The organism is Bradyrhizobium septentrionale, assembly GCF_011516645.4.
In the GTDB taxonomy this organism is placed as follows: Bacteria; Pseudomonadota; Alphaproteobacteria; order Rhizobiales; family Xanthobacteraceae; genus Bradyrhizobium; species Bradyrhizobium septentrionale.
Map to the genome: position 1 here is coordinate 3,215,787 of NZ_CP088285.1, position 25,775 is coordinate 3,241,561.

The 25,775-nt window shown below is 59.9% G+C and carries 19 protein-coding genes and 4 pseudogenes; 15 read left to right on the top strand and 8 right to left on the bottom strand.

What is annotated here, in order from left to right:
- Positions 1–5: 5 nt before the first annotated feature.
- The 3 genes and pseudogenes from istB to recD2 form a co-directional block, all read left to right on the top strand.
- A pseudogene (gene istB, locus HAP48_RS17025) lies at positions 6–728 on the top strand (IS21-like element helper ATPase IstB); the annotation flags it as partial.
- 449 nt (positions 729–1,177) lie between these two features.
- Positions 1,178–2,587 (top strand): integrase catalytic domain-containing protein, encoded by a 1,410-nt coding sequence (locus HAP48_RS17030; protein WP_166209478.1) that lies wholly within the window; start codon positions 1,178–1,180, stop codon positions 2,585–2,587.
- 50 nt (positions 2,588–2,637) lie between these two features.
- A pseudogene (recD2, locus tag HAP48_RS17035) lies at positions 2,638–3,933 on the top strand (SF1B family DNA helicase RecD2); the annotation flags it as partial.
- Between the two features lie 73 nt (positions 3,934–4,006).
- On the opposite strand, the gene HAP48_RS17040 reads toward recD2, so the two are convergent.
- Positions 4,007–5,358 (bottom strand): IS3 family transposase gene (locus HAP48_RS17040; RefSeq protein WP_166208706.1). Its coding sequence is split into 2 segments (ribosomal slippage): positions 4,007–5,022 and positions 5,022–5,358, totalling 1,353 coding nucleotides; the frame shifts between segments, so codons are not numbered across the junction.
- An 85-nt stretch (positions 5,359–5,443) separates the two neighbouring features.
- On the opposite strand from HAP48_RS17040, the pseudogene HAP48_RS17045 reads away from it, so the two are divergent.
- The 3 genes and pseudogenes from HAP48_RS17045 to HAP48_RS17055 all read left to right on the top strand — a co-directional run.
- A pseudogene (locus tag HAP48_RS17045) lies at positions 5,444–5,635 on the top strand (ATP-binding domain-containing protein); the annotation flags it as partial.
- 78 nt (positions 5,636–5,713) lie between these two features.
- Positions 5,714–6,391 (top strand): UPF0149 family protein, encoded by a 678-nt coding sequence (locus HAP48_RS17050; RefSeq protein WP_166216322.1) that lies wholly within the window; start codon positions 5,714–5,716, stop codon positions 6,389–6,391.
- Positions 6,392–6,705: 314 nt separating this feature from the next.
- The gene (locus HAP48_RS17055) at positions 6,706–7,653 is read left to right on the top strand and encodes a helix-turn-helix domain-containing protein (RefSeq protein WP_166212405.1); all 948 of its coding nucleotides are present in this window, start codon (positions 6,706–6,708) and stop codon (positions 7,651–7,653) included.
- Positions 7,654–8,134: 481 nt separating this feature from the next.
- Here HAP48_RS17055 and HAP48_RS17060 read toward each other — a convergent pair whose 3' ends face one another.
- The 3 genes from HAP48_RS17060 to HAP48_RS17070 are packed head-to-tail and all read right to left on the bottom strand — an operon-like array spanning position 8,135 to position 11,513.
- Positions 8,135–9,049, bottom strand: coding sequence for a plasmid partitioning protein RepB C-terminal domain-containing protein (locus tag HAP48_RS17060; protein ID WP_166212402.1), 915 nt, complete (start codon positions 9,047–9,049; stop codon positions 8,135–8,137).
- Positions 9,046–9,963 (bottom strand): plasmid partitioning protein RepB C-terminal domain-containing protein, encoded by a 918-nt coding sequence (locus HAP48_RS17065; protein ID WP_166212399.1) that lies wholly within the window; start codon positions 9,961–9,963, stop codon positions 9,046–9,048. The genes HAP48_RS17060 and HAP48_RS17065 overlap by 4 nt, the downstream gene beginning before the upstream one ends.
- Complete coding sequence (locus HAP48_RS17070; RefSeq protein ID WP_166212396.1) at positions 9,960–11,513, bottom strand: recombinase family protein; 1,554 nt, start codon at positions 11,511–11,513, stop codon at positions 9,960–9,962. The genes HAP48_RS17065 and HAP48_RS17070 overlap by 4 nt, the downstream gene beginning before the upstream one ends.
- A gap of 87 nt (positions 11,514–11,600) precedes the next feature.
- Between HAP48_RS17070 and HAP48_RS17075 the strand changes: the two genes are divergently transcribed.
- Complete coding sequence (locus tag HAP48_RS17075; protein ID WP_166212393.1) at positions 11,601–11,972, top strand: hypothetical protein; 372 nt, start codon at positions 11,601–11,603, stop codon at positions 11,970–11,972.
- A 362-nt stretch (positions 11,973–12,334) separates the two neighbouring features.
- Here the strand turns inward: HAP48_RS17075 and HAP48_RS17080 are convergent, their stop codons facing one another.
- The gene (locus HAP48_RS17080; RefSeq protein ID WP_166212390.1) at positions 12,335–13,258 is read right to left on the bottom strand and encodes an HNH endonuclease; all 924 of its coding nucleotides are present in this window, start codon (positions 13,256–13,258) and stop codon (positions 12,335–12,337) included.
- 402 nt (positions 13,259–13,660) lie between these two features.
- Here HAP48_RS17080 and HAP48_RS17085 point away from each other — a divergent pair, with 402 nt between their 5' ends.
- The 3 genes from HAP48_RS17085 to HAP48_RS50755 all read left to right on the top strand — a co-directional run bounded on the left by HAP48_RS17085 (position 13,661) and on the right by HAP48_RS50755 (position 16,253).
- Positions 13,661–14,740 carry an LLM class flavin-dependent oxidoreductase gene (locus HAP48_RS17085; RefSeq protein WP_166212387.1) on the top strand — a complete coding sequence of 360 codons (1,080 nt, stop codon included), beginning with the start codon at positions 13,661–13,663 and terminating at the stop codon, positions 14,738–14,740.
- 104 nt (positions 14,741–14,844) lie between these two features.
- The gene (locus HAP48_RS17090) at positions 14,845–15,882 is read left to right on the top strand and encodes an alpha/beta hydrolase (RefSeq protein WP_166212384.1); all 1,038 of its coding nucleotides are present in this window, start codon (positions 14,845–14,847) and stop codon (positions 15,880–15,882) included.
- Positions 15,883–15,995: 113 nt separating this feature from the next.
- Positions 15,996–16,253 carry a GCG_CRPN prefix-to-repeats domain-containing protein gene (locus HAP48_RS50755; protein ID WP_420869875.1) on the top strand — a complete coding sequence of 86 codons (258 nt, stop codon included), beginning with the start codon at positions 15,996–15,998 and terminating at the stop codon, positions 16,251–16,253.
- Positions 16,254–16,282: 29 nt separating this feature from the next.
- Here the strand turns inward: HAP48_RS50755 and HAP48_RS17095 are convergent, their stop codons facing one another.
- Positions 16,283–16,687, bottom strand: coding sequence for a YccF domain-containing protein (locus tag HAP48_RS17095; RefSeq protein ID WP_029079468.1), 405 nt, complete (start codon positions 16,685–16,687; stop codon positions 16,283–16,285).
- Positions 16,688–16,996: 309 nt separating this feature from the next.
- Between HAP48_RS17095 and HAP48_RS17100 the strand changes: the two genes are divergently transcribed.
- Positions 16,997–17,602 carry a carboxymuconolactone decarboxylase family protein gene (locus tag HAP48_RS17100; RefSeq protein ID WP_224497231.1) on the top strand — a complete coding sequence of 202 codons (606 nt, stop codon included), beginning with the start codon at positions 16,997–16,999 and terminating at the stop codon, positions 17,600–17,602.
- Positions 17,603–17,771: 169 nt separating this feature from the next.
- On the opposite strand, the gene HAP48_RS17105 is transcribed toward HAP48_RS17100, so the two are convergent.
- Complete coding sequence (locus HAP48_RS17105) at positions 17,772–19,544, bottom strand: putative bifunctional diguanylate cyclase/phosphodiesterase (protein WP_166212378.1); 1,773 nt, start codon at positions 19,542–19,544, stop codon at positions 17,772–17,774.
- A 213-nt stretch (positions 19,545–19,757) separates the two neighbouring features.
- Entirely contained in the window at positions 19,758–20,720 is a 963-nt protein-coding gene (locus HAP48_RS17110; RefSeq protein WP_166212375.1) for a sensor histidine kinase, read from the bottom strand.
- Positions 20,721–20,898: 178 nt separating this feature from the next.
- Between HAP48_RS17110 and HAP48_RS17115 the strand changes: the two genes are divergently transcribed.
- From HAP48_RS17115 to HAP48_RS17130, 4 genes and pseudogenes are all read left to right on the top strand, one after another.
- Positions 20,899–21,741, top strand: coding sequence for an SDR family NAD(P)-dependent oxidoreductase (locus HAP48_RS17115; protein ID WP_166212372.1), 843 nt, complete (start codon positions 20,899–20,901; stop codon positions 21,739–21,741).
- A 21-nt stretch (positions 21,742–21,762) separates the two neighbouring features.
- Positions 21,763–22,782 (top strand): adenylate/guanylate cyclase domain-containing protein, encoded by a 1,020-nt coding sequence (locus tag HAP48_RS17120; protein ID WP_166212369.1) that lies wholly within the window; start codon positions 21,763–21,765, stop codon positions 22,780–22,782.
- Between the two features lie 499 nt (positions 22,783–23,281).
- Positions 23,282–24,439: an FIST signal transduction protein gene (locus tag HAP48_RS17125; RefSeq protein WP_225024834.1), complete on the top strand. Its 1,158-nt coding sequence runs from the start codon at positions 23,282–23,284 to the stop codon at positions 24,437–24,439.
- A 371-nt stretch (positions 24,440–24,810) separates the two neighbouring features.
- Positions 24,811–25,683: pseudogene (locus HAP48_RS17130) on the top strand (adenylate/guanylate cyclase domain-containing protein); the annotation flags it as partial.
- Positions 25,684–25,775: the final 92 nt, after the last annotated feature.

Below are 25,775 nucleotides of genomic sequence, written 5' to 3' on the forward strand. Positions count from 1 at the left end.
ATCTGATGGAACGAACCCAAATCTTCGACCTCATGGGCGAACTCAAGCTCTACGGCATGAAGGCTGCCTTCGACGAGATCATGGCAACTGCCGTCAAACGCCAGCACGAACCTCAGCGCATTGTCGGCGACCTGCTCAACGCCGAGATCAACGAGAAGCAAGCCAGGTCGATCAAATACCAGCTCACCATTGCCAAGCTGCCGCTTGCCAAGGACATTGCCGACTTCCAGTTCGACGGCACGCCGATCAATCAGACTCTCGTCAATGATCTCGCTGGCGGCGGCTTCATCGCCCAACAACGCAACGTCGTGCTGGTTGGCGGCACCGGCACAGGCAAGACCCACCTGGCCATTGCCATCGCCAGAAGCTGCATCCGATCCGGGGCTCGCGGCCGCTTCTTCAACGTAGTCGACCTCGTCAATCGCCTCGAGACCGAGACCCGCAACGGACGGCAAGGACGGCTCGCCGAGCATCTGACCCGGATGGACTTCATCGTGCTGGATGAACTCGGCTATTTGCCCTTCGCCCAGTCCGGTGGCCAGCTTCTCTTCCACCTCGTCAGCCGGCTCTATGAGCGCGCCTCTGTCATCGTGACCACCAATCTCGCCTTCGGCGAATGGCCGAGCGTGTTCGGCGACGCCAAAATGACCACCGCGCTGCTCGACCGGTTGACCCATCACTGCGACATTGTCGAGACCGGCAACGATAGCTGGCGGTTCAAGAGCCGAGACGACGATCACGCCACCCGCGCTCGTCTCGCCTCCGCTATCCCGGCCAGCTCCGACGAGACGAGCGCTACCAGCAAAGCCCGCCGCGCAAAGGGGTCAAAATTGGACGCCGATGAGGGGCGCATTGCCTCATCGAAAATGTTACCGAACAATTCCGCTGATGACTGGGGCGGCGTTACCGAATCAGGTCGGTGGCGCCAATGGCGAGCGGGATCAGCATGGGCGCAAGGCGCGAGGTGTTGGCCGTGGTGGCGAGGCGCTACCGTGCGGCTGGACGAGTTGAGAAGGGACGGATCCTTGACGAGTTGACAGCGACGACGGGTTGGCACCGCAAGCACGCGGTGCGAGCACTGTCGGTTGCCGGAAGGGACAGGCCCAGGCCACCACTGGACGAAGGGGCAACGAGCCCAACCGAACCAGCGACAAGTCGGCGACGCAAATACGCCAGCGTGCGCGACGCGCTGATCGCGCTGTGGGAAGCCTCCGATCGCGTCTGCGGTAAGCGCCTCGTATCGATGATCCCAGTGCTGTTGCCCGCACTCGAGCGGCATGGCCGGCTGAAGCCAACGAGCGCAGAGCGTGCGCTGCTGACAACTCTGAGCGCGGCGACGATCGATCGGATGTTGATCGACGTTAAAATTGCGGCTGCTGGGGGGCGCCGGCGGCGAGTCGGATTCTACTCGGCGATTCGACGCGAGGTGCCGATCCGCACTTTCAATGACTGGGCAAACCCGCCGCCAGGCTTTTGCGAGATCGACATGGTCGCGCACGGTGGGACCAGCGTCGCCGGCTCGTTTATCCAGACTTTGACCATGGTGGACATCGCAACAGGATGGACGGAATGCCTGCCCCTGGTGACACGCGATGGCAGCCTCGTCGTGGAAGCGATGAAGCGAGCGCAGGGCCTGTTCCCGTGGGTGATCTGTGGCGCCGACTTCGATAACGACAGCGCGTTCATGAACGACGTCGTCGTTCCATGGTGCCGAGCACAGAAGATCGAGGTAACGCGGTCACGTGCCTACAAAAAGAACGATCAGGCTTTCGTGGAGCAGAAGAACGGTGCGGTGGTCCGGCGGCTCGTCGGATACGGGCGCTTCGACGGGGTCGAGACGGCCCGCGTGATGGCACGTCTCTACGCGGCGGCGCGCCTGCTGGTGAACTTCTTCCAGCCGTCATTCAAGCTCAAAGAGAAGCGCCGCGAGGGTGCCAAGATCATCAAACGCTATCATCCGCCTGCCACACCATACGAACGTGCACTGGGGCACCCGAAACTCCCATCAGCGGTCAAGCGCCGTCTGCGCCACACGTATCGGACTCTCGATCCCATACAATTGCTTGCCACGATCCGCACGGCGCAGGAAGAGCTCGGCGAACGGATCGGCAAGCGCGGTCTTGCGAAGGTTCCCACCGTATCGCCGGCTGATCCGCTCTCGTTTGCCCGATCGCTCGGCACGGCGGCAAAAACCGCCGAAGTGCGGGCCACGCACCGCCGGCCGAAACAGCGATACAAAACGCGTATTCGCATGCCCTCGAAGCTCGATCCCCATCTCGCGATCATCGAGAACTGGCTCGCCGTCGAGCCACAGCTCACTGCACTGGCCATCGTGGGCAGGCTCGCCACGATCGATCCCTCGATGTTCAGCGACAAGCAGCATTCGATCGTTCAGCGCCTGCTTCGGTCCCTCCGGCGGAAGGTGGCGGAGACAGCCATCGTATCCATGCCCGTGGATGAAATACGGCCCGAGGCTGTGGACGGCGCTGCGTGTGATGAGCACTCCGCCCCGCCCACAGCCTCTCCACCGAGCTGGCCGCGGCTCGAGACCGGTCTGGGGCAGTTCGTAGACCTTCATCCCGGGTAACATTACTTCCTGAGGCAATACGAGGGGTCAAATTTGAACGCCGATTGACACCGCTGGACGACCTGATGCCGTTGGCCGAGAAGCTGCTCGAGGTTCCGATAGACCTCGTTCGGACGGCACTTGATCTTGAAACATCGGAGGGCACGGTCGTTGCCGATAGCGTCGGCGAAACACGCTGTGTATTTCTGGCAGGTCTGCACCGGGCCGAGCGCATCATTGCTGAGCGGCTGGTTCAACTTGCCAATGGTAAGCTTCCTTGGGCGTGGATCGATCCCGACAAGGCCTTGCCGTGGGTCGAGGAACGGATCAGGCTTGCCCTTGCGGAAAGCCAAGTCGCGGCCATTAAACTGGCGCTTATGTCGAAAACCCTGGTGATGACCGGAGGCCCGGGCGTCGGCAAGACCACCATCGTCAAAGGTATTTTGCGCATTCTCGCGGCGAAGGGCGTGGAGCTTCTGCTCTGCGCGCCCACCGGCCGCGCCGCCAAGCGCATGACCGAGGCGACAGGATTTGAAGCAAAAACCATCCATCGGCTACTTGAAGTCGACCCAAAGACGGGTGGGTTCAAGCGCGGTGATGACAATCCACTCGATTGCGACCTGTTGGTTATCGACGAAGCCTCCATGGTGGACGTCATGCTGATGCAGGCACTCATGAAGGCTGTGCCTGCCACCGCAGCTCTCTTGATTGTTGGCGATATTGACCAACTTCCCTCCGTAGGGCCGGGCCAGGTGCTAGCGGACATAATCTCTTCTGGCTCCACACCAGTGGTGCGATTGACCGAGGTGTTCCGGCAGGCCGCGCAAAGCCGCATCATCACCACCGCCCATCGCATCAACCAAGGCATCATTCCCGATCTCAGCCCGCCTGGAAGCGATAGCGATTTCTATTTCGTCCAAGCGGAAGAGCCGGAAATCGCCGTGCGGCGCATCGTCGAGCTGGTGAAGACCCGGATCCCCGCGCGCTTCGGCTTCGATCCCATCCGTGACATTCAGGTCCTGTGCCCAATGAATAGAGGCGGTGTGGGGGCTCGCTCGCTCAATATTGAGCTGCAAGCGGCATTGAATCCAGCGGGCGAGAAGAAGGTCGAACGCTTTGGATGGACCTTCGCACCTGGTGACAAGGTCATGCAAATTCAGAACGACTACGACAAGGAGGTCTACAATGGCGACATCGGTTATATTGACGAGGTCGATCTCGACGACGGTGAGCTTTTAGCCAGTTTTGACGGTCGCGCGGTTACTTACGCCTTTGGCGAACTCGACACACTGGTGCCCGCCTACGCAGCGACGATCCACAAGAGTCAGGGCTCAGAATATCCCGCCATTGTGATTCCGGTCATGACTGTCCGTCGTCAGATAATTTGCGACTAATCAGGCTTTTCGAGAAGGGAGGCTCTGGCTCATCTGTTGTTGGAGTTTAAGCGGCCTGCAGTTGGTGCTGCAAGCGGCGGTTTGCGATGGTCTCACGCTTGATGCGCTGTCGTTCGGTTAGGATGGTCTCGGCTCTGCCGAAGTAGACGTCAGCCGGGGTCAGGTTTTTGATGCTCTCATGATAGCGGACGTGGTTGTAATGCTCGACGAAGGCGCCGATCTGCCGTTCGAGGTGGTGAGGTAGATAATAGTTCTCGAGCAGAATGCGGTTCTTCAGGGTCTGATGCCAGCGCTCGATCTTTCCCTGGGTTTGGGGATGATACGGAGCGCCGCGCACGTGCTGCATGCCCTTGTGTTCGAGCCACCTGGCCAGATCGTCCGCGACGTAACTCGAACCATTGTCGCTGAGAAGCCTCGGCCGGTGCGCGACGGTGATGTGGTCAAGGCCGGAGGCCGCGAGTGCCTGGTCGAGTGTGGCCGTGACGTCGGAGGCACACATCGTGGGACCAAGCCTCCAGGCGACGATGTAACGCGAGAAGTCATCGAGCACGGTCGACAGGTAGTACCAGCCCCAGCCGGTGATCTTGAGGTAGGTAAAGTCGGTCTGCCAGAGCTGGTTGATGGCGGTGGTCTTGTCCTTGAACTCGTTCGCCGCCTTGATCACCACATAGGCGGGGCTGGTGATGAGGTCATGCGCCTTCAGCAGCCGATAGACCGATGCCTCGGAGACAAAATACTTCCGTTCGTCGGTGAACCGCACGGCCAGCTCGCGCGGCGACAGCTCGGGCAGCTCCAGCGCCAGGTCGATGATCTGGCCCCGCACATCGTCGGGGATGCGATTCCATATCCGGTCAGGTCGAGACCGGTGGTCAGCCAGCGCCTCGACGCCGCCATCACGATAGCGATCATACCATCTATAAAACGTGGCGCGTGGGATCCCGAGCTTGTCCAGCGTGCGCTTGGCCGGCAGGTGCGACTGCTCGACCAACTGGATGATCTCGGCCTTCTCGGACGCAGGATATCTCATGCCTCGTCCTCCCCATCCCCGTTCATGCTTTTTTTGAGTAGGCGGTTCTCAAGGGTGAGGTCGGCCACGACTTCCTTCAATGCGGCCGTCTCACGACGGAGATCCGTCACCTCGCCGGAGGTCGCCGCACGCGCCGTATCGCCCGCCAGGCGGCGCTTACCGGCTTCGAGGAACTCCTTCGACCAGCCGTAATACATTGAGGCGGCAATGCCCTCACGCCGGCAGAGCTCGGAGATGTTCTCCTCGCCCCGCAGTCCTTCCAGCACGATGCGGATCTTCTCTTCCGCCGAATACTGCCGGCGGGTCTGGCGCCGAATGTCCCTTAGTACCTGTTCTGCCGGCGCTTTGCCCGGTCCGGATTTCTGCTTCATCTTCGCTCCTGGTGGCTACGATGAACCAGAAATCCTCCCTCCGCAAAATCCTTCAATTTGTCTCACACGCCCTGACGGCAAACAGGTCATGACCCAGCATTACGCCATGTTGCAACGAAATCTGCTTTATACCGGAGTCACCCGCGGCAAGAAGCTGGTCGTCCTTGTTGGTCAGAAGAAGGCTGTCGCTATCGCTGTTCGGAATGTCTCGGGGCGCAGGCGATGGTCGAAATTAAACGAATGGCTGATCGGTGCGTCACGTCAAGCCACGGCCTGACATAAAATAATACCGCGGTCATGCTCTCCGAGAATTCAAGGGCCAACCTGGAACATCCGGTATCGAGTCGAAACCCAAATGTCAGATATTCCACGTCGCCTAAAGCAGCTTGAGAAGCTACTCGCCAGCCTGGACGATGACGAGGCGATGTTACTCTCCGAGCTCGACGGGTTCCTCGCCGGCATCCTTGTCTGTCCCGACCTGATCATGCCCAGCGAATGGCTACCGATGGTATGGGGCCGTGGGAACAAGGATGCGGCGCCCGTCTTCGGAAACACCAACCAAGCGGAGCAATTGGTTGGGTTGATTATGGAGCGCTACAACGCCGTCGCAGCCGAGCTTCAGCGCGGGGGCGGACACTACGAACCGTTGTTCGACGTCGATACGCGACACAATGAGATTCTCTGGGAAATCTGGATCGACGGTTTCGACACCGCCCTGCAACTGCGCCCCGAAGCCTGGGCCAAAGTGCGGGGTGGCGATGGGGACGCGCTCAGTGCACTGGCAGGCCTCGTCGCCCTTGTGCAGATCGGTCGTGGCGAAAGCACGCTTCCAAAAGAACAGATCGACGAGATTACCGCCAAAGCTCCTGATCTCATTCCGCACTACATCGAAACCCTCAATGCCTGGCGGATCGGCCAGCAAGTTGGCGGCCAATTCAGAGAGGAGGCACCAAATTTCGGAAAGGTCGGCCGTAACGAGCCATGCCCATGCGGGTCGGGAAAGAAATACAAGCGGTGTTGCGGCCTCAACTGACCTGCCTTAACCGATTGCCGAGAAATGCGCGCTTACCCCCAAGGATCCGATTGAAACTCACTGTCGACACAGGCGGCATAGGATGAACACACCGAAAATCCTTCTAGGACATCGCTACCCATAATTGGCTGATCGCGGGCGTCGGCGCACCCAGGGCGTGTCGGAACTGGGCGCTGGCAAGTGACCCGGATGTATGCGCCCTCGTGGGGAGATTGAGCTATCTGATCGCGTTGTGGATTGTTGCTGACGGTGCCTGTGTTTTGTCGCTATGTGCCCCACACCATTGCATTGCCCGAATCAGGCGGAGAGCCAGCATGGATACCAAAGTTCAGAGTCTCGTTCTGACTGAATCCCAAGCGGCTTGCCTTGCCGCGCTTAGATCCCGCAAGGAATCCAAGACTGAAATTGCAATACGAGCCAAGCTTGATCTCAAAAAAGCAGCAAAGGCACTAGAAGCACTGAGGGAGCTCGGACTTGCAAGGCGCGGCGAGATGAACGCGTGGTATTTCACCCCGCGTGGAAGAAACTGTCGCTTCAAGACTATTCCGGACCGAATTCGGCACGGTAGCGCACTTCCTGGCCCTGGCGCGCGGCGTTTGCTCGATGTTTTAGACCGGCCGATGCACGGTGATGAACTCGCCGAAAGGTTAGGCATCACTCTTCAAAGAGTTCGTCAGATTGTGGTCAAACTTCACGCGCGAGGGCTCGTGAAATTCGGGGACCCAGAAAGAATTCTTGAGGTCGTCTCGCGCACCAAGGACAAGACTGTTTTGCTGTCACACGATGAGGCGCGAGTGCTTTCGGCAATTCCGGGAGCCTATGCAACCGATGCAACCAAGATAAGGCTTGCGGTATTGCTACCAGAGAAAATTATTCAGCAGATCCTCGATGGCTTTGTTGCTAGGCACTTTGTCGTAGCGCAGGAAGGACTTGCTGATAGAACCGTCTATCAGATCAATGCGACAGGGTTAAACCATCCGCAACGCCAACCGGACGCCCGTTTGGCGCACGCGCCTCGGTTGCCTGTCGAATCAGATCGCGTTCGCGCGGTGCTCGCGGCTATACGCAATGCACGATCATTGCGGATCAGAGATTTGAAAAATGCTCTAAAAATACCGCACGCTTCGATAAATGCTCTCATGCAATATTTGAAGCGGAAGGAATTAGTGCAAAAGACCAGCCAAGAGCAGGCAGCGCCTTATTCATTGACGGAAAAGGGGCTCGACGCCCTAACAGAAATGGCGCGCCGACACGCCGCATAGTTCAGTTGCGGTCCCAAAGCAAAAGGCCCAGCACTGCTGCCGGGCCTTTCTTGTTGTTAAGCTCGGTGGTTGGACTTAGAAATCCATACCATCCATGCCGCCGCCACCCGGAGGCATACCGCCGGCGCCAGCGTTTGCTCCTTTGCTCCGCATCTATTTGGGTGCCGCCCGTGTGACGGCTGGTGAAGTCGACGACAATTCTGTCGGTGTAACCATTGATTTCTCTTCAGAATTCGATCGACAGAGCTTTGCCTTGCCGGGGCCACGGTCCATTCGTCTACCCAAGGCCGGAATGCCAGCCGCCGAACGTTGGAGATGGCAGTCCGACTTGGATCCTGCGAGCTGGTGAAAGCTCACCAGCCTGATGGGCTCCGTGCGGGTTCGCCGCCATCCCCATCGCCACGATTGCTCCGCCTCAAAGGGCGGCTTCTCCCGTGGTCCCCGCGCTTACTAGGGTCCGGGTCCCCTTACTAACCGAGGCTTAGTCGGCTCCAATAGTCGAGGTCATCTCGACAATATTCTTGAACTCGCTCAGAAACTCCGGTCGATGTTTCTCAAGGTATTTTGCGATCCTTGGATTGCCGACAAGCTTTGCCAAATAGCCTCTTGCGACTGTTAGGTGCAGATGATCCTGGCCGTATGTGTCTTGGATGGATGTCATTGCTTGCTGGAGTCTCGCAAGTTCACTTTCCATTCGTGACAAGGCTTCGGCTGTCATTCCCTTCATTTTCTTAGGCGCCGCCGTATCCACGAGCTGCGTTTGTGGGGTGCCCGCAAGTATCGCAGAGACGTAGCCCACAGAGTAGTTGTTGGCGTTGATTAGAAGTTCTGTAGCCTCGATCTGTCGAATTGGGATCATTTTCCGTAGGACGTCAAAGGTCGCCAACGGACAGATCTTATCTTTGAGCAGCGCTACCACTTCTTCGCAAATACCGTCGACAAGCGTCGCCTTCCGCAGAAGGCTCCGCGTATTGATATTCAGCGCCCTCGCGACCTTCTCCTTCGGAACGTTCCGCTCGATTGCTTTGGCAATCATTCTCTGCTCTTGAATGGGAGACAATCGGCTTATTCGCTTGTTGTAGGTAAATGCCTCGTCGTCATGGGAGAGGATACACTCCACCTGAGTGCGCCCAAGCTCCTTAAGGACTTCGATACGAAGATGGCCATCCAGTAAAAGGTAGGTCTCTGGCCTCTGCTTGTCGCGGCAAACGACTGGCGGCTCAACGATCCCGATTTCCTTGATCGAGGACGTGATCTGTTGATACTTGTGACTAGCCTTCACCGTCTTGCCGATAGCTCGCACGGGAAGGATAGTTTGAATCTCTAAAACCACAGTCTCAGAGCTGAATGCTTGAAGCACTTCTCTCAACGCGTCCGGGCCAACATATCGGTTCATACGCCTGTTCCCGCTGCCAGTCGCTCCTGAAGGATGGAGGGCATTAGAGCGAGCTCTTCCGACTGAAGTATTCTGACAAACTCCTTATCTTCACTTAGAGCCCGAATAGCTTCAACGATAAACAGAAGCCTGTTCTGCGTCACTTCGGCTTTCTTTATCAGAAGCCGTTGCCGATCTGCCTCCTGCCTATAGACTCGAATCATGGATTCACTGGTAAGAGGTCGCTTCGACGTCTCCCGACGGCCGAAGGATTGGCCGTGGAGGTGTTTGCCTCGCCTCTGACGCTGCTCAATTAGGCGACGAACCGCGACGAGTTTCTTCCCTCTCAACTTCTTGTCTGAATACGCCTGTGCCAGTGCGCGTTGAACTTCATTGTCATCACATTTTGCGATCTCGATCGCCATATTCAGGGGAAGGACACCGATTTCGACGGCATTTACGAGGCGTTCCTCTCCGTTTTCTAATAGACTGCTAATCATTCGGACATAGTCGACAGTGACGCCAATCTTCTCCGCGATCTCTCGATCGTCGTAACCGCGCCCGCGCAATGTTGTTATGTCTTGAAGGAGGTCGATTGCACGGTGTTGGCGACGCGCGCAATTTTCGACCAAGCTCATGACTAGGCAGTCGCTCTCGTCAGCGTCGATTACGATGGCGGGTATTTCGCGCTGGCCAAGCTGAGTGAATGCTTCGATTCGGCCCTGCCCGCACACAAGATCATACTGACACGGATCTGCTTCCGATGTTCGGGAGCTCACTGTTACAGGGCGCTTCAGCCCCACACTTGCAATGCTATTCACGATTTCGCGAAAGTGTCGCTGGCTGCGCGCTCGTGGATTGAGGATCCGAATCTGGTCGATTGGAATGATCTTAATCTCGCGTCGCAGATAGCTTGATGCCACATGACTATTCATGCCGCTTCTCCAAATGAGCACTGTCGAGCCAGCGAATACAGAAAATCGAGCGCTTCAAACCGATACGCGTCTAAGGAAAGTGCGTTGTCTTGGGCAAGCTTCAAATGCGGTATCGTGAGGTCAAGGCTAGGAAAGACGTAGTAGTCCAATATGTCTGTGTTTGACGTGCATAGCCGAACCGCAATCGTTAGATCGGGAAAGAGACCTGTATCCAATCTGATGTGCCATCGGTATCCTGCCCCATAGCTGGCCGCTCGCGCGATTACGATGGCCGCGGAGAACTGACCGTTGACGATGAGGAGTTGGCTTTCATCGCGGGACACGTGGCCACCCGCGAGCTCGAAGCCATTGACGATTTTGCTAACTACCGTTGGGTGAGCGTCCCTAATTCGACGGTTGACTTCAATGTAGGAATAGTCGCGATCAGGGACGTATCCGATCAAACTGTAAGCTCTGGTCAAGCTTCCGAAGCGGCGCCTGTATACGCTCGCCGACGGCACGTCGTCGCGCTCATCGATTACCACTCCGGAAAGATAGCCCTCTTCATCGAGCACCGTCTGAAGCAGTGCTAGAAGTTCTTCATCAGAGTAACCAGCGCTTCGTGCATCTATAATAGCGTGGGCTCGCTCAAAGAGCGCGCGACTGACAACCGCGGGAAATGCGGATTCGGAGCGAACCCAAGTCTCGGGACTATTTGCGACTCTCTTCTGCTTTAGCTTGAACGAAACTCGATTGAAGACATTGTTCCCGATATAGTTTTCGTTCGTGAGAATCTGATGGACCGAGGCACGAGTCCACGGGCGGCCGAAGTCTGTGCGACCGCCATCTGCGTTGAGGTATGACGCAATTTCCGCTTCTGACCTGCCTCGCTCAACGAAAAGCGAATAGATTTCGTGAATCTGCTCAACCTCCTCTGTTGGCCCGAGTGTAAGCACGACCCGGTCGGTCTGAAGGCTCTTTCGATCTCCTCTGTTGAGAATCGCTTTCGGAATTCGGTTCTCGTCAATCAGCTGACGTCGAAGACCGTAGCCGGCCGGGCCTCCTTGCCTAAAGCCGAGTTCGATCAGTCGGCATTGGCCCGCGAAGACTTTGACGGATAGTTCTCGGCTGTATTCGCCAGCCATAACCCGCTTAACGCTCTTGAGCAGAACCGATCCAATGCTGCCATCGTTGTCGAACTGCTCACCGCAATAGTGAACCCGAATTCCCGCTCGAGAGCAGACATGCTCATAGTAAGCTCCCTCATCTGCGTCTTGGAAACGCCCCCAGCGGCTAACATCGTAAACAAGAATGGCCGAAAAGGCGGCCTGTCCGGTCTGGACTTCGCGCATGAGCCGTTGGAGGCCCTCTCGGTCGTCGACTCTCAGTCCGCTTCGACCTGAGTCTTCGAATATCTCGGTAATGAGGAGGCCTCGTTGTTCTGCGTATCGTTCGATGGTCGTCAGTTGGTTCTCGGTCGAATACTTTTGATGATCAGTTGACATGCGAACATAGGCCGCCGCCTGCTTGCTGTCGCCCTGCCCGTTGTCTGCGGTGGAACGTCGACGCATCAAACCGCGCCCTCGTCGAATAGCCTTCTTCTCGCGGTTACCTTGCGGCCGCCGTGGTTCGACAATCATAAGAAGCAGGGTGAGGGAATGTCGTTTCCAAAAAAGGGCAACTTGTTTCCTCGAGCGCCAAATGACGACCTCGCAGCTGGCTACAAAGTGCACTCAAAAGTCTTTGCCGCAAGAGTTGCGTCTGCCCTAAACGAAGAGCTTGGGAAGACAACCGCGCATGTGAAGATTGTTGCGGCTTGGACAGGAGCCAATGAGCGCACTGTGAAGAATTGGTTCGCCGGACACTACGGTCCGAGCGGAGATCATCTGGTTACGCTGATCAGGCATTGCGATGCGGTATTGATGGCGGTTCTATCGATGGCTGATCGTGATCAATTGCTCGTTGGTGCCAAGCTCGAAGACATTGAGCGACGGCTAGCCGAACTTCTGGAGACTCTGCGGCGACGGTAAAACAAATCGGGCCGATCTCGTGCCCACTCGGGGAGGCTCGTTAAACATTCGTTCGTTGCGAAGCTTCACTTATCGGTGTGCCAATCGCGTCCTTCCACGCGGAGGCATGTTTAACTAGCGAGGGCAGGCGCAGTGCTCGTCCATCGGGTCCTCGGACATCAATCTGTCCGCTTTCGGATCGCTTGCGCTTACAAACACCTGCCGCTGATTCTTGCACGCTTCCGGACTAAATGGGTCCATTCTCATGCTCTTCCGGAATCATGGTCGCTTCCTGAACTGGCTCGGGCCGATTTACCCCGAACGGCTGATCGGTTGTCTTGTCGCCTTGAATTGTCTTGGTTGTAGCAAGAAGCGCATTGCTATCACGTAACCGACTTGAAGCGTTCGAAACGCATAGCCAGTCGATCTCTGTCAGGATGGTCCTTTGCCCTGCCGGGTAGGCGAATGTTTCTACCGTTCAACTGTTTCAATGCCTCTAGCATAGGACCATCACTTTGGCCGAGCAGTCGATCTGAAACATGCATGCCAAAGTCAGGATCGATTCCGATTAGGTGGGCGTCGAAGGCTGCGTGGTGGATTTTTGAAAGAGGAATGCCATTCGTGACCAATGGCTGGCCCAGCCGCTCGTCTTTATCGGCAATGATATGCGCCGCGTCCAATAGTAGGGGCTCGGGAAGGCCAGAGAACGCGCAGCGCCCGTCGTAAGCAGCTATCACGGCCTCTCTGAAAGTAGCTTGATGCAGCCGTTGCTTGACTGTGCGCAGCGCATATCGCCGTTCCGCGCTATCCGTTGGGGGAGCTAGGGTTTCCGGATTAGGTCCGAACGTTACGCGCGTCTTTAGAGTGTGGCCGTCCCAGCCAGAGATGAAGGTCGGTAGGAGGGCTTGGTAACGGCCTGGTGCTATCCCAAGAAAATAGATGATCGGTATTTGGTTTTCGGATGCTTCCTTCAACCATCGATTATCCGCGGCATCCGGATTTTTGCCCATGAAGGCATAGTCCACGCTCTCATCCCCATGGAATATCTGACGATGGACTTCCCTCTGGTCGTCATACCAGACCTTGGCGCCCGGCTTCGGGAAGACCGTCTTAATCGACAGCAAGAACCGCATCTGTTGTGGCTTGAAAATACCTCGCTGGGGATTGACCAGCGGGATGCGTTCTCCCCGAAAGAGAAATCCGGGCTTCAATTCCGTGGTGGTCAGATGGTCGTGAATTTCATTCAGCCCTCGGACGCGCTCGAAGGCGGCCACTCGCATGAGCGTGTCAAGATTTGGCGTGTCCATCCGGTCGCTTCGCGGGCAATGCGGGCAATTTGAAGTTTTAACCCTGGCATAGCTCGCGCAAGATTCGAAGTGCTACCTTCTATCGAGTTAGCTCCGCGGATCAGTCTTTTGACGCTAGGGCGATCGCTGCGAAGGCGGCTAAACGTGGCCCGGGTGTGCCTGAGATGTGGAAATGACGCACCGCGCGTCAGAAAACCTGCAGTTTTCGAGGGATCTGGTCTGTCACCGGTCCAGCTTCGGAGGGCAACGCTCTATCCAGCTGAGCTACGGGTGCGTGCAGGGGTTCATTTAGCTGATTGCCCCAAGGTCGGCAACGGCGTTGTCCGGCCGGTTAAGGGCTGTAAACTGCCTCTGCCAATATGACAGGCTTCATAAAAGGCCGTCTTTCGAGGGAGTTTGCCCATGCGTCCGCTGGAATTCGGCTGGTATCTGCCCACGCATGGCGACACCACTGCCTATGGGCTGATGGAGGCGCAGGTCGCGGGGTCGCCGGAACTCTGCGAGCGGGTGGTCAAGGCCGCCGAGGACGCCAGGTTTGAGTATCTCCTGATCCCGGTCGGCTCGGTGTGCTGGGAGGCCTGGATATCCGGCGCCTTCATGGCGGCGCGCTCGGAGCGGATCAAGCCGCTGATCGCAGCAAGGCCCGGCTACATCAACCCGGTGCTGATGGCCAAGATGATCTCGACCTTCGACCAGATGTCGGGCGGGCGAATCTGCATCAATCTGATCGCCGGCCAGAACGAGAGCGAGGTCGAGGCCGAAGGTGTGCGTCAGCCCAAGGAAGAGCGCTACGCGCTGATGGAGGAGGAGGTCTCGATCCTCAAGGCGCTGTGGACGACGCGCGGCCCGGTGCATTTCCAGGGCAAGTTTCACACGATCTCCGGCGCGCATATCAGGCCGCGTCCGCTGCAGCAGCCGTTTCCAAAATTCTATCTCGGCGGCGGCTCGCGGCAGGCCTGGGAGGTGTCGGCGAAGCATTCCGACGTCCATCTGTTCTGGGGCGATCTGCCGGAGCGCATCGCGGAGAATATCGCCGAGATCCGACGGATGGCGCGGGCGCATGATCGCGAGGAGGCGATCGGCTTCGGCATGCGGCTGCAGGTGATCTGCCGCGAGGACGAGGCGGACGCCTGGGAGGCGGCCGATCAGCTGGTGCGCTACGCCACCGAACGGCAGAAGCAGGAGATGAAGACGCTGTACACCCGCTCCGAGGCCAACCAGCGCGTGCAGCAGCTCGCGCGCGACTATGGCGATCTGTTGATGCCGCATCTGTGGACCGGCATCACCAGGGTGCGGCCCGGCGCCGGCATCGCGGTGGTCGGCAATCCTGCGCAATGCGCCGCGACATTGCAGCAGTTCATCGACGCCGGCTGCCACTCCTTTTGCCTGTCCGGCTATCTGCATGACGAGGAGGCCGAGCGGTTCGGCCGCCTGATCCGCCCGATCCTCGCCGCGAACAATCGCGGTCGGCTTGCGGCCTGAGGCGCAGTCCCGAAGCTTTCCGAAAATTCATGGGTGAATCGGCGCCTGACGCGCCATGATCAAGCTTCATCGCATCGCCGCTGGCGGCACCACGGAGTTGAACCATGCATCATCGGGCCTGGCTTGCAGCATTGACGCTGCTCGTCGCGACCGTTCACGCGCCGATCGCGTCGGCCACGCAGGCGCAGACCGAGCGCGACCAGAAGCCGGTCAAGGAAATCGCCAGCGGACGCGTTGCCGTCGGCAGCGCGACGTTTCCGCTCTACCTCTCGGCCGACTGGTCCAATCCGCTGCCGGATGTCACTCGCGCGGTCCTCGTGCTGCACGGGGTGCTGCGCAATGCCGACGATTATTTCCGCGCGGCGCTGAGCGCGCAGGCCGCTGCCGGCGATGCCGGCAAGTCGACGCTGATGATCGCGCCGCAATTCCTGATCGAGCCTGACGTCGAGGCGTTCAAGCTGCCGGCGGAGACGCTGCGCTGGAGCCTCTATGGCTGGCAGGGCGGCGAGCCTGCGATTGCGCCGAGTGCTGCGAGCTCGTTCGAGGCGCTCGACGCCATCCTGGTCAAGCTTGGCGACCGCAGACTGTTTCCGAACCTGAAGGACGTCGTCGTGTTCGGCCATTCCGGCGGTGGCCAGGTGGTGCAGCGCTATGCGATCGCGGTGAAGGGCGATCAGGTGCTGCTGCGCGAAGGCATCGGCGTGCGCTACGTGGTCGCCAATCCGTCCTCTTATGCTTATTTCACCAGAGAGCGGCCGCTTCCCGCGATCGCGGCGAGCTGTCATGGCTACAACAAATGGAAGTTCGGCATGGACGACCGCCCGCCCTATCTCGCCGAGCCTTCGCCGACGGCGCTGGAGCAGGCCTATGTCGCGCGCCGCGTCATCTATCTCCTGGGAACGCTCGACACCAATCCCGATCATCCCGCGCTCGACAAGTCCTGCATGGCGGAAGCCGAGGGACCGTATCGCTACGCGCGCGGGCATTCCTATTTCGCCGCGATGCAGGCGCGCGACGGCGGTACCCCGAACCACCGGCTTTGGGACGTGCCCGGCGTCGGCCATGAGGGCGGCAAGATGCTCAACTCGCCCTGCGGCCTGACCGCGGTGTTCGACATCCCCGGCTGTGAGGCGGCGCACTGAACCCACCCACCGGAATGTGCGCATGGATTCGGTGGCGAGCGCGATTAATATCGCCTAGGCTCATAGCGCAATGTGAATGGAGCATCACAACCGACGGGGTAATGGAGGACATCATGAGGGCATGTTTGCTCGTGGTTCTGACGGCCGGTGCGTTCCTTGGCCTGACGGCGGCCAATGCTGCGGAGGGCTGTGGCGACGGTTGCCACAGGACCTCACGGGGCGCTTGCGTGGTTGACGGCTGGGGCACCGGCGCGCGGGTCAGGAACGAATGCCCCGCCACCTCGCGCCCAACTCCGCCGTGCGGTGGCCGTGGATTCATCTGGCGGCGCGACTACCAGGCGTGCAGCCAGACGACGCGGGATTGGCTCTAGAGCTTCGGCTCTGAGCGGCTACGGTCGCCTCACGCCGGCACGATCACCTTGCCGATCGGCCACAGCGCGATGCCCGCAAGCTTGAGATGCGCCCAGGCGAACGGGATGCCGATGATGGTCACCGCGAGCAGGATCGCGGTGATGACGTGGCCGATCGCGAGCCACCAGCCGGCCAGGATGAACCAGATCAGATTGCCGATCACGCCGAGCGGTCCGGTTCCGATATCGGACGTGCCGGTGACCTCGTCGCGGCGGACCGCACGCGAGCCGAACGGCAGCAGCGTGTAGACCGCGATGTTGAAGGCGGCGCGCGCCCAGGGCAGCCCGATGATGGTGATGGCCATGATCACGGCGGCGACCAGCCAGCCGAACGCCATCCATGCGCCACCGATCAGAATCCAGAGAATGTTCAGGAGGATAGACACAGGCTGCATGACTGACACCTCGGCGCCGCTTCGAATGTCTCCAATATAGGCTGATGTCCGGTGTGGCGGTAGGTGTGGCCCGAGCGCGCGCAGGCGGCGGGGCGCAAGCCGCGAGCAGACGCGTGAGCTGCGCTGCGGCTGAGGCGCTGAAGATAATCCTCATTTCGTTGCATCTCCCTTGATCGCAATTAAGCTCCCGCGGCCGGCAAGGCGGCGAAAGGGAGAGCAACAATGAGAAAAAGACTTCACGCGAGACAAATACCTCGCACCAGAAAAATACTTCACACCAGACAAATACTCGGGGCAGGACTTCTGGCCGTGCTGGCATTGAGCACGCAGGCCGCGCCAGCTGAGGAGGCCACCCGCTTCCCGCCGCTCAAGGCCGAGGATCTGTCGCCGGCGCAGAAGGCCTGGGTCGACATGATCAGCGCGCCGCCGCGCAACGCCAAATTCACCGCGCCGCCCTACCGCGCCTATCTCCGCAATCCCGATCTGGCGCCGAAACTGTCGAACTTGTCGGAGTATCTGCGCTGGAACACCTCGCTGCCGGCGCGGCTCAGCGAAATGGCGATCCTGATCACGGCGCGGCACTGGACCGCGCAATATGAATGGTCCGCGCATTATCCGCTGGCGATGAAGGGTGGGCTCGATCCGAAGATCGCGGATGCGATCGCCCGTGGCATGCGGCCCGAAGCCATGAAGGACGACGAGGCCGCGCTTTACGATCTCGGCATCGCGCTCTATCGCGACAAGAAGGTCAGTGATGCCGTCTACAAGGCCGCACTGGAGAAGTTCAGCGAACGCGACATCCTGGATATCATCGGCATCATGGGCTACTACGACATGGTCTCGATGACGCTGATCACGATGCAGGCCGGCTCCGCCAACGACAGCGTGTCGCCGCTGCCGGTGCTGGAGAAGTAGCGCGATCTTCTCCCTCTCCCCGTTCTTACGGGGAGAGGGTCGGGGTGAGGGGCTATCTCGGCAAATTCACTGACGCATAGCTTCGCGGAAGCTCCCCCTCACCCGGAATTCAAGCTGCGCTTGAATTCCGACCTCTCCCCGCAAGCGGGGCGAGGTGAAGAGAAGCGCGCTACCGCCGAAAACCGCTGGCGCGCGAATAGGACTGGCGGTTCTCCTGCGACGGGCGTGCTGACATGCTGGCGCGCGTCTCGCTGGCGACGGGCGTCGCCGGCTTGAGGTCCTCGAGGAAGATCGGCTTGGCGAAGTAATAGCCCTGGGCATAGCGGATCTTGGTCGCCGCCTGCAGATAGGTGAGCTCCTCGTAGGACTCGATGCCCTCGGCGATCACGGTCATGCCGAGCGCGTCGCTCAGCGATTCGATCGCGCGCAGGATGCCCTGGCTGCGCGGCCGTTGATGGATGTCGGTGATGAAGGAGCGGTCGATCTTGATCTCGTCGGCGGTGATGTCCGCGAGCGCCGACAGCGACGAATAGCCGATGCCGAAATCGTCGATCGAGATGCCGACGCCGATGCCGCGCAGGATCGGCAGGATCTGGTCCTGGAAATGCGACCGGGTCACGAACGCGTCCTCGGTCACCTCGATCATGAAGCGTTTCGGGAAGCCGGTCTCCTCGATCGCGCGGGCGAAGCGGCGCATGAATTCGACGTTGGAGGCCTGCTTGGCGGCGACGTTGATGCTGATCGTCGCGGTGGGGCCGAACGTGTCGTTGATCAGGTCGATCGACTTGACGATCTCCGCCAGCACCAGGAACGTCAGCTCGTCGATCAGTCCGAGTTCGACGGCGAGATTGATGAAGGTGCCCGGCGCCTGGATCACGCCCTCGTCGTCGCGCAGCCGCACCAGCGCCTCGATGCCCTGGACCTCCAGGCTGCGGATATCGACCTTGGGCTGGAATGCGCAGCAGAAGCGCTTCTCCAGGATCGCCAGTCGCAGCGACTGCTCGATCTTCATCCGCGCCAGCGCCTCGCGCTCCATGCTGTTGTCGAAGAACGCGGTCGCGCCCTTGCCGTTGTTCTTGACCCGGTACATCGCGATGTCGGCGTTCTGGCGCAGCGCCTCGTAGCTCCTGCCATGCATCGGATAGAGGCTGACGCCGATCGAGGTCGAGGCGAAGATCTCGGATTCCTCGATGAAGAACGGCGCCTTCAGCCGCTCCTGCATCACTTGGATGAATTCGGCAACCTCGTCATCGCCGCTGATCGGGTTCAGCAGCAGCAGGAATTCGTCGCCGGAGATGCGCGACAGGATATCGGTGGCGCGCAGCGCGTGGCCGAGCCGCTTGGACAGTTCGACCAGCAGCGCATCGCCGATCGCGTGGCCGTAGTAATCGTTGATGTGCTTGAAGTTGTCGACATCGAGGAAGGCGAGCGCGAAGGAGCTCTGCGAGGTGTCGCGGATCAGGCCGTTGACGCGATGCTCGATCACCCGGCGGGTCGGCAGGCCGGTGAGTTCATCGTAATAGGCCGAGCGGAACAGCTGGTCCTCGAAGGCCTTCTGCTCGCTGATGTCGGTCGAGGTCGAAATCAAGAGATTGCGTCCGGCGATCTGGACCGGCCGGTGCGAGGTGAGGAACACGTATTTGGTGGGGCCACAGGAGAGGACTTCCTCGAGTACCACCGGGCGGCCGCTGCGCAGCAGGTCCAGATTGGCGGCGTGGCGTTCATCAACCGGCGACGCCTGGCTCGCGCTGGCGGCGAGCTGCAACTGGGTTGCGGCGGCTTCGTTCACCAGGATGAACTGGCCCTGCTCGTCCTGCACGGTCACGCCCGCCGGCAGCAGCTGGAGAAGGTCGCGCAGGATGCGCAATTCATTGTTGGAAATGTCGTCCTGGCCGGTCGCTGCCGCGCCCGCCTGAAAATCGTTCCTGGTGAAACTGTGCATGTGCCGACCTTGGCAAAGTCCGTTGTAGTTTTGGTTAAGCGGACTTGCGAAATGCCGTGACAGAATGAGACCGCGGTAGCTTTCGCAAGCCGTCGCGGCAATCGTCATTAACAGAGTATCAATGGCGGCTTCGCCCGCCGCCGAAAGCGATTGCGGCCCGCGTGGTTGCATCGGCACGCGCAAACAATGAGCGTGTACCGAAAAGCAGACTTATCAACAGTTGGGCAGCTTGCACTGCATCGTGCAGTGAACACCGGTCTTCAGGTAACTGATCTCGGTCTTGCCGTCGAACGGCCGCAGCGCCGACTTCAGCAGCTTGGTGCCGAAGCCTGCTTCGCCGATCGCCTCGACCACCGGTCCCTCGGTCTCGTCCCAGATCACGTTGAGACGTCCATCGTCGACTGACCACGATACCTGCAGAAACCCGCGCGGCGAGGAGAAGGCGCCATACTTTCCTGCGTTGGTTGCGAGCTCGTGGAAGATCAGCGCCAGCGAGACCGCGAGCTTGGCGGGCAGGAACAGCTGCTCGCCGTTCAGATTGAACCGCACATGGCCGTAAGGCCCGAGCTCCGAGCGCAGCAAATCCTTGATATCGCAACCATAGCCGTCGACCCGCGCGATCAGATCGTCGGTTGCCGAGAGCGCGCGGATGCGATGGTCGATGCGCTGCCAGACCTCGGGCCGGTCCTGCAGCGCCTGGTGCAGCACGGCGTGAATTGTCGAGGACTTGTTCTTCAGCCGGTGCTGCAATTCGTCGACCACGATCTTGCGGTACTGTTCCTCCTCGATCAGTCGCTTCGAGACTTCGCGCTGCTGCGCGACCAGGGAACGGTAGTGCTCGACGCCCCAGATCGCGATGCCGCACACCACCCAGAAAATCATCAGCAGCGCAAAGCGGGCCGGATCGGCGGTCGTGCCGCTGAAATTGAGGACAACGCCGAGCAGGCCGCTGGCCAACGCGGTTGCAATCCCGATCCGGAAACCGCCCAGGGCGGTCGCAAAGAACACCGCCGGGAAATAGGGCGTGAAGAACACGTCCGGCCTGATCTGGGCGAGCCCGAAGCGCGCGGCCGTGGCCAAAACGAGACAAAGCACCGCGAAGGTGCCCGCAAGCAGCGTCGACGGCTGGGAATCGCCCCGCCAACCCGCCCTGAATTCGTCAATCCACTTCGCCATCGCTCGTTCCAGTTCACGTGAACAGGCGATCCAAAATAAGGCCGCTGCGACCGAAAAACCGCAGTTGTGGCCTTCTGGCCACAGGCGGACCTCGCAAACGCGCAAGCGTGGCTGTGCTTGCGTTGTCCGAAGTGGCTGGGGAATATCTGCAACATCATACGTCAGTTGGGGGATCGGCATGGGACGGCTGGACAGCAAGGTCGCGGTGATTACCGGGGCGACCAGCGGCATCGGGTTGCGCACGGCGGAAGTCTTTGTCGCGGAAGGCGCGAAGATCGTGATCGCCGGCCGGCGCGCGCCGGAAGGCGAGGCGCTGGCGCGACAGCTCGGCGGGACTTGCGTGTTTCGTCAGACCGACGTCACGGTCGAGGAACAGATGCAGGCGCTGATCGCGTTGGCGGTGGAGAAATTCGGCCGGATCGACTGCCTGTTCAACAATGCCGGCGGCCCGGCGCAGACCGGGGGCATCGAGGGCCTCGACGTCGAGCGGTTCGACGCCGCGATGGCCACCCTGGTGCGCAGCGTCATGCTCGGCATGAAGCATGCCGCACCGATCATGCGCAAACAGGGCTCCGGCAGCATCATCAACAATGGCAGCATCGCCGGACGGCTCGCCGGCTTCTCCTCGTCGATGGTCTACGGTGCGGCGAAGGCCGCGGTTATTCATTTCACCAAATGCGTGGCGATGGAGCTCGGCGAGTCCGGTGTCCGCGTCAACTCGATCTCGCCCGGCGCGATCGCCACCGGCATTATCGGCAAGGCGCTCGGACTGTCGACCGAAGCCGCCGAGCAGACCGCGGCGGTGATGCGTGAGGTCTACAAGGCGGCGCAGCCGATCCCGCGCGCGGGCCTGACCGACGACATCGCGCATGCCGCGGTGTTTCTGGCGAGCGACGAATCGAGCTTCATCAACGGCCACGACCTCGTCGTCGACGGCGCCATCACCGGCGGCCGCAACTGGAGCCAGCAGCAGGCAGGCTACGTCACGCTGCGCAAGGCGTTCGATCAGGGAGCGGGGTGACGCCGTCACCGCGACGGGAGCATGAACGCGAAGCTTGAAAGTCGGCTGCGCTATCTCGCAGCGATCATTGTCGCGGGCGCGGTGGCAAGCATCGGAATCAATCTCGTGCAAGGCCGTCACACAATTGGGCCGCTGATGGCGGGCTTCGCTTATGCCCTCGTCACCTGCGTGGCGATCGGAGGGGTCGAACTGTTCATCCTTCGGGGCCCGATGATGGAGCGACTCAATCGCCTGTCCTTCATTGGACTTCTTGCTGTACGCAGCGCGATCTACGCCGGGATTATTATCGTCATTCAATTGCTCCAGGTCGGTGAGCGGGTTGCCGGGTTTCCGCTGCAAACCTCGATCGCGGATTTTGGAGTCAGCATCGCCTATTCCGCCGCAGTCTCGGTGATCCTGAACCTCGGCTTCAGCATCGCCAATCTGATCGGCCCGCGCGTCTTCATGAACTTCGTCTCCGGCCGCTACCACTCTCCGGTCGAGGAGAACCGCTTTGTGCTGTTCGTCGATATCGCGGGATCGACCGGGCTCGCCGAGCGGCTCGGCGGCATCGGCATTCATCGTTTTCTCGATCGCACCTTCCGCCTGCTCACGGAGTCCGTCGTCGATTATCGCGGCGAGGTGCTGAACTATGTCGGCGACGAGGTCATCGTGACCTGGCCGGAACGCCTTGGCGCGGTGGAATGCCGGCCGTTGCGGTGTTTCGTGGCGATGCGCAATGCACTGCGAAAGGCAGCACCGCAGTTCGAACGCGAGTTCGGCGCGGCGCCGCAAATCCGCGGCAGCTTGCATTTCGGACCCGTGATCGTCGGCGAGATCGGCGACGTCAAGCCTGCCATCGTGTTCAACGGCGACGTCATGAACACCGCGGCGCGGCTGGAGGAGTTGAGCCGCAAGGTCGATGGCGGCTTTCTCGCCTCGCGCACGGCGATGGCGCGCTTCGCCGCCGCGCCGCCGTTCCCCGTGCACGATCTCGGCCGGCTCCCGATCCGCGGCCGCGTCGACGGCATCGACGTCGTCGGGATCGGCGCGGCGGCGTAATCTTTCACCTCTCTCGCGAGCAGAGAGGCGGCCCTGTCTCGATAGGGCTTGTGCCGGAGCGTGTACTCACGGACGTCTGCTTCAGCCACGAAAGGTGACATCTCATCGCAAAATCTCATCATGACTTCGGGCTGTTGCTGCTCCCACTCTTCATCGGCGCGATCGACTAGCTAGTTTTGAGAACTGACTCTCGCGAGGTGTTGAACCATGCTCTATCGTGCACGGTACTCTGGTGTGGCGAACCAATTACCGATGTATGGACCCGAAGTCGCGGCGAAGCCTGCTGTGGTTGAAAAGTCCCAGCCGTCCTATTCGTGGTCGAGTAAAGACGAAAAAGGAAAAAGGAGTAATCCTTTTAAATCAAACCACTTGAGTATAAGCTAAATGGCTTCCATGTGGCGAAGTCGTATTTCAGATGCGCCGCAAATGGTCATTGGTGAAGGTGGTCGTGCAGAGACCCTGACTCGTTAGACATTTTCATCGGCATGATCACCTTATCTTGCAGGAGGAAAAGGTCATGCAACATGCCCAATACCAGTGGATTCAAAGCCGCGGCTGGACTCCGGAATTGCCGGCTGCCGAGGCAGGTTTGCAGAGACTCATATTTGCATTCGGTGCAAAGCAGTTGCTGAAGGAGAGAGCGCTGACGGGCGAGCTTCGGGATCATTTTCCCGGGGCGATGCTGATCGGGGGCTCGACCTCAGGCGAGATTGCCGGGGATGAAGTCACGGACGACTCGTTGGTGGCGACCGTTATAGGGTTCGATCACACGAACTTCCGGGCAGCCCACGCGACGATTGGCGAGGGACAGACTAGTTTCGAGGTTGGAAAGGAGCTTGCCCGGCAGCTGAACGACGACACGCTGCGCCACGTGTTCGTCATGTCGGACGGCTTGAAGGTCAACGGATCGGAACTCGCGAAGGGCATCGCCAGCGGCGTCGCCTCGACCGTGTCGGTGACCGGCGGGCTGTCCGGAGACGGCGCTAACTTCGCCGAAACCCTGGTGGTCGACGAAAGCGGCGCCACCCCGCAATGCGCGGCCGCCATCGGCTTCTACGGCGACCATCTCAAGATTGGGTATGGTTCGATGGGAGGCTGGGAGTCGTTCGGGCCGATCCGCGAGATCACGCGAGCCGAAGGGAACGTGCTCTACGAGCTCGACGGACGGAACGCGCTCGATCTCTACAAGACGTATCTGGGGCCGCATGCCGAGAAGCTGCCGGCATCCGCACTTCTGTTTCCCATCGCAGTCACCGAGGCCAACTCCAAGGTGAGCGTGGTGCGCACCATCCTGTCGATCGACGAGCAGAACAAGTCCATGACCTTCGCCGGCGACATCCCCCAGGGCGGAACTGCTCAGCTTATGAAGACCAATGTTGACGATCTCGTTGAGGGCGCCAGGGCCGCGGCCGAGACGAGCATGAAGGGACTTGGAGGGCAGAAGCCGGATCTGGCGCTGCTGGTCAGCTGCGTCGGGCGAAAGCTCGTGATGGATCAACGCACCGAGGAAGAGACCGAAGCCGTGCGGGAGGTGCTCGGCGACGATGCCACCATCGCGGGGTTCTACTCCTATGGCGAGCTCGCGCCGTTTAGCCAGGGCGAAGCCTGCCGGCTGCATAACCAGACGATGACGATAACCGTTTTTTCGGAGCACTAGAGCGTTTCCGAGCGAAATGGGACGCCGGCTTCTCGTGAAGAAAACGCGTCAAAGCATTGAGCAGGGTTCAAGAAAGCGTAGCAATTTCGAGGAACGATCCTGCTCAGGCACGAACTGTACAGCGGGATGACGGCTCTGCAGAGCCGGCGTCCCGCTTCTATGGGGAGTTCGGCATGCATAGCCTCCTCAGTCGCCAGCTTCGGAAGCATCTCGGCATCAAGGACGAAGTTCCGGAGGAGCTGAAGGCGTTCATCGCTGCCCTCGATGCCGGCTATGCCAGTGCGGACAATCAACGCGCACTGCTCGAGCGCTCGCTCGAGCTCAGCTCGCAGGAACTGTCGGAGGCCAACGAGCGCGTGCGGCTGGCATCCGAGGAGATCGCGCTCAAGAACAAGAGGCTGGAGGCGCTATCGAGCAAGCTCGCCAAATACCTATCGCCGCAGGTCTATGATTCGATCTTCTCCGGCAAGCAGGAAGTTAGAATTACGAGCGATCGCAAGCGGCTGACAGTCTTCTTCTCGGACATCGCCGGCTTCACCGAGACGTCGGAGAGGCTCGAATCCGAGGATCTTACGCAGCTTCTCAACCACTATCTGACAGAGATGTCCCGGATCGCGCTGTCCTTCGGTGCGACCGTCGACAAGTATGTTGGAGACGCCATTGTCGCATTCTTCGGTGACCCGGAGACGCAGGGCGTCAAGGAAGACGCCCTGGCCTGTGTCAAGATGGCCATCGCCATGCGAGAGAGGCTGCACGACCTGAGGCACATCTGGCGGGATGCGGGCATCGAAAAGCCGCTGGAGTGCCGGATCGGAATCAACACGGGCTACTGCACCGTCGGCAACTTTGGCAGCGAGGATCGCATGGAATACACCATCATCGGCAGCGGCGTGAATCTTGCGGCTCGACTGGAGTCCGCCGCCACGCCGGGCGAGATCCTCATCGCCTACGAGACCTTCGCCCACGTCAAGGATGAGGTCTACTGCGAGGAGTGCGAGCCGATCAAGGTGAAGGGCTTCAGCCATCCCATCCATACCTACCGGGTGATCGACCTCCACGAGAACTTGAAAGAAAAGCACGAGGTTCGCGCGGAGATGCCCCACTTCAAGCTCGATGCCAATTTCAAGTTGATGTCCGACGACGAGCGACAGGAGGCTGCCCTGCTGCTGCGCGAGATGCTTGCGCGACTCTCCATTGACAGTGGCGCCGTTCTGTCGCCGGTCCGCCTCCAAGCGGAAGCCTGAGCCTTACGCCGTCGGCCTCGGCACGGCCATCATGCAGCCTTTGCTGCCACACCAGCAGAAGGGCGGCGGTTCGACGTCGTGGGGATCGGCGC

Coding starts and splice junctions, on each gene's coding strand:
- HAP48_RS17090 (WP_166212384.1), top strand. CDS start 14,845: ATGCATCATCGGGCCTGGCTTGCAGCATTGACGCTGCTCGTCGCGACC.
- HAP48_RS17120 (WP_166212369.1), top strand. CDS start 21,763: ATGAACGCGAAGCTTGAAAGTCGGCTGCGCTATCTCGCAGCGATCATT.
- HAP48_RS17080 (WP_166212390.1), bottom strand. CDS start 13,258: ATGGACACGCCAAATCTTGACACGCTCATGCGAGTGGCCGCCTTCGAG.
- HAP48_RS17095 (WP_029079468.1), bottom strand. CDS start 16,687: ATGCAGCCTGTGTCTATCCTCCTGAACATTCTCTGGATTCTGATCGGT.
- HAP48_RS17065 (WP_166212399.1), bottom strand. CDS start 9,963: ATGAATAGTCATGTGGCATCAAGCTATCTGCGACGCGAGATTAAGATC.
- HAP48_RS17115 (WP_166212372.1), top strand. CDS start 20,899: ATGGGACGGCTGGACAGCAAGGTCGCGGTGATTACCGGGGCGACCAGC.
- HAP48_RS17105 (WP_166212378.1), bottom strand. CDS start 19,544: ATGCACAGTTTCACCAGGAACGATTTTCAGGCGGGCGCGGCAGCGACC.
- HAP48_RS17075 (WP_166212393.1), top strand. CDS start 11,601: ATGTCGTTTCCAAAAAAGGGCAACTTGTTTCCTCGAGCGCCAAATGAC.
- HAP48_RS17070 (WP_166212396.1), bottom strand. CDS start 11,513: ATGCGTCGACGTTCCACCGCAGACAACGGGCAGGGCGACAGCAAGCAG.
- HAP48_RS17060 (WP_166212402.1), bottom strand. CDS start 9,049: ATGAACCGATATGTTGGCCCGGACGCGTTGAGAGAAGTGCTTCAAGCA.
- HAP48_RS17110 (WP_166212375.1), bottom strand. CDS start 20,720: ATGGCGAAGTGGATTGACGAATTCAGGGCGGGTTGGCGGGGCGATTCC.
- HAP48_RS17085 (WP_166212387.1), top strand. CDS start 13,661: ATGCGTCCGCTGGAATTCGGCTGGTATCTGCCCACGCATGGCGACACC.
- HAP48_RS50755 (WP_420869875.1), top strand. CDS start 15,996: ATGAGGGCATGTTTGCTCGTGGTTCTGACGGCCGGTGCGTTCCTTGGC.
- HAP48_RS17050 (WP_166216322.1), top strand. CDS start 5,714: ATGTCAGATATTCCACGTCGCCTAAAGCAGCTTGAGAAGCTACTCGCC.
- HAP48_RS17055 (WP_166212405.1), top strand. CDS start 6,706: ATGGATACCAAAGTTCAGAGTCTCGTTCTGACTGAATCCCAAGCGGCT.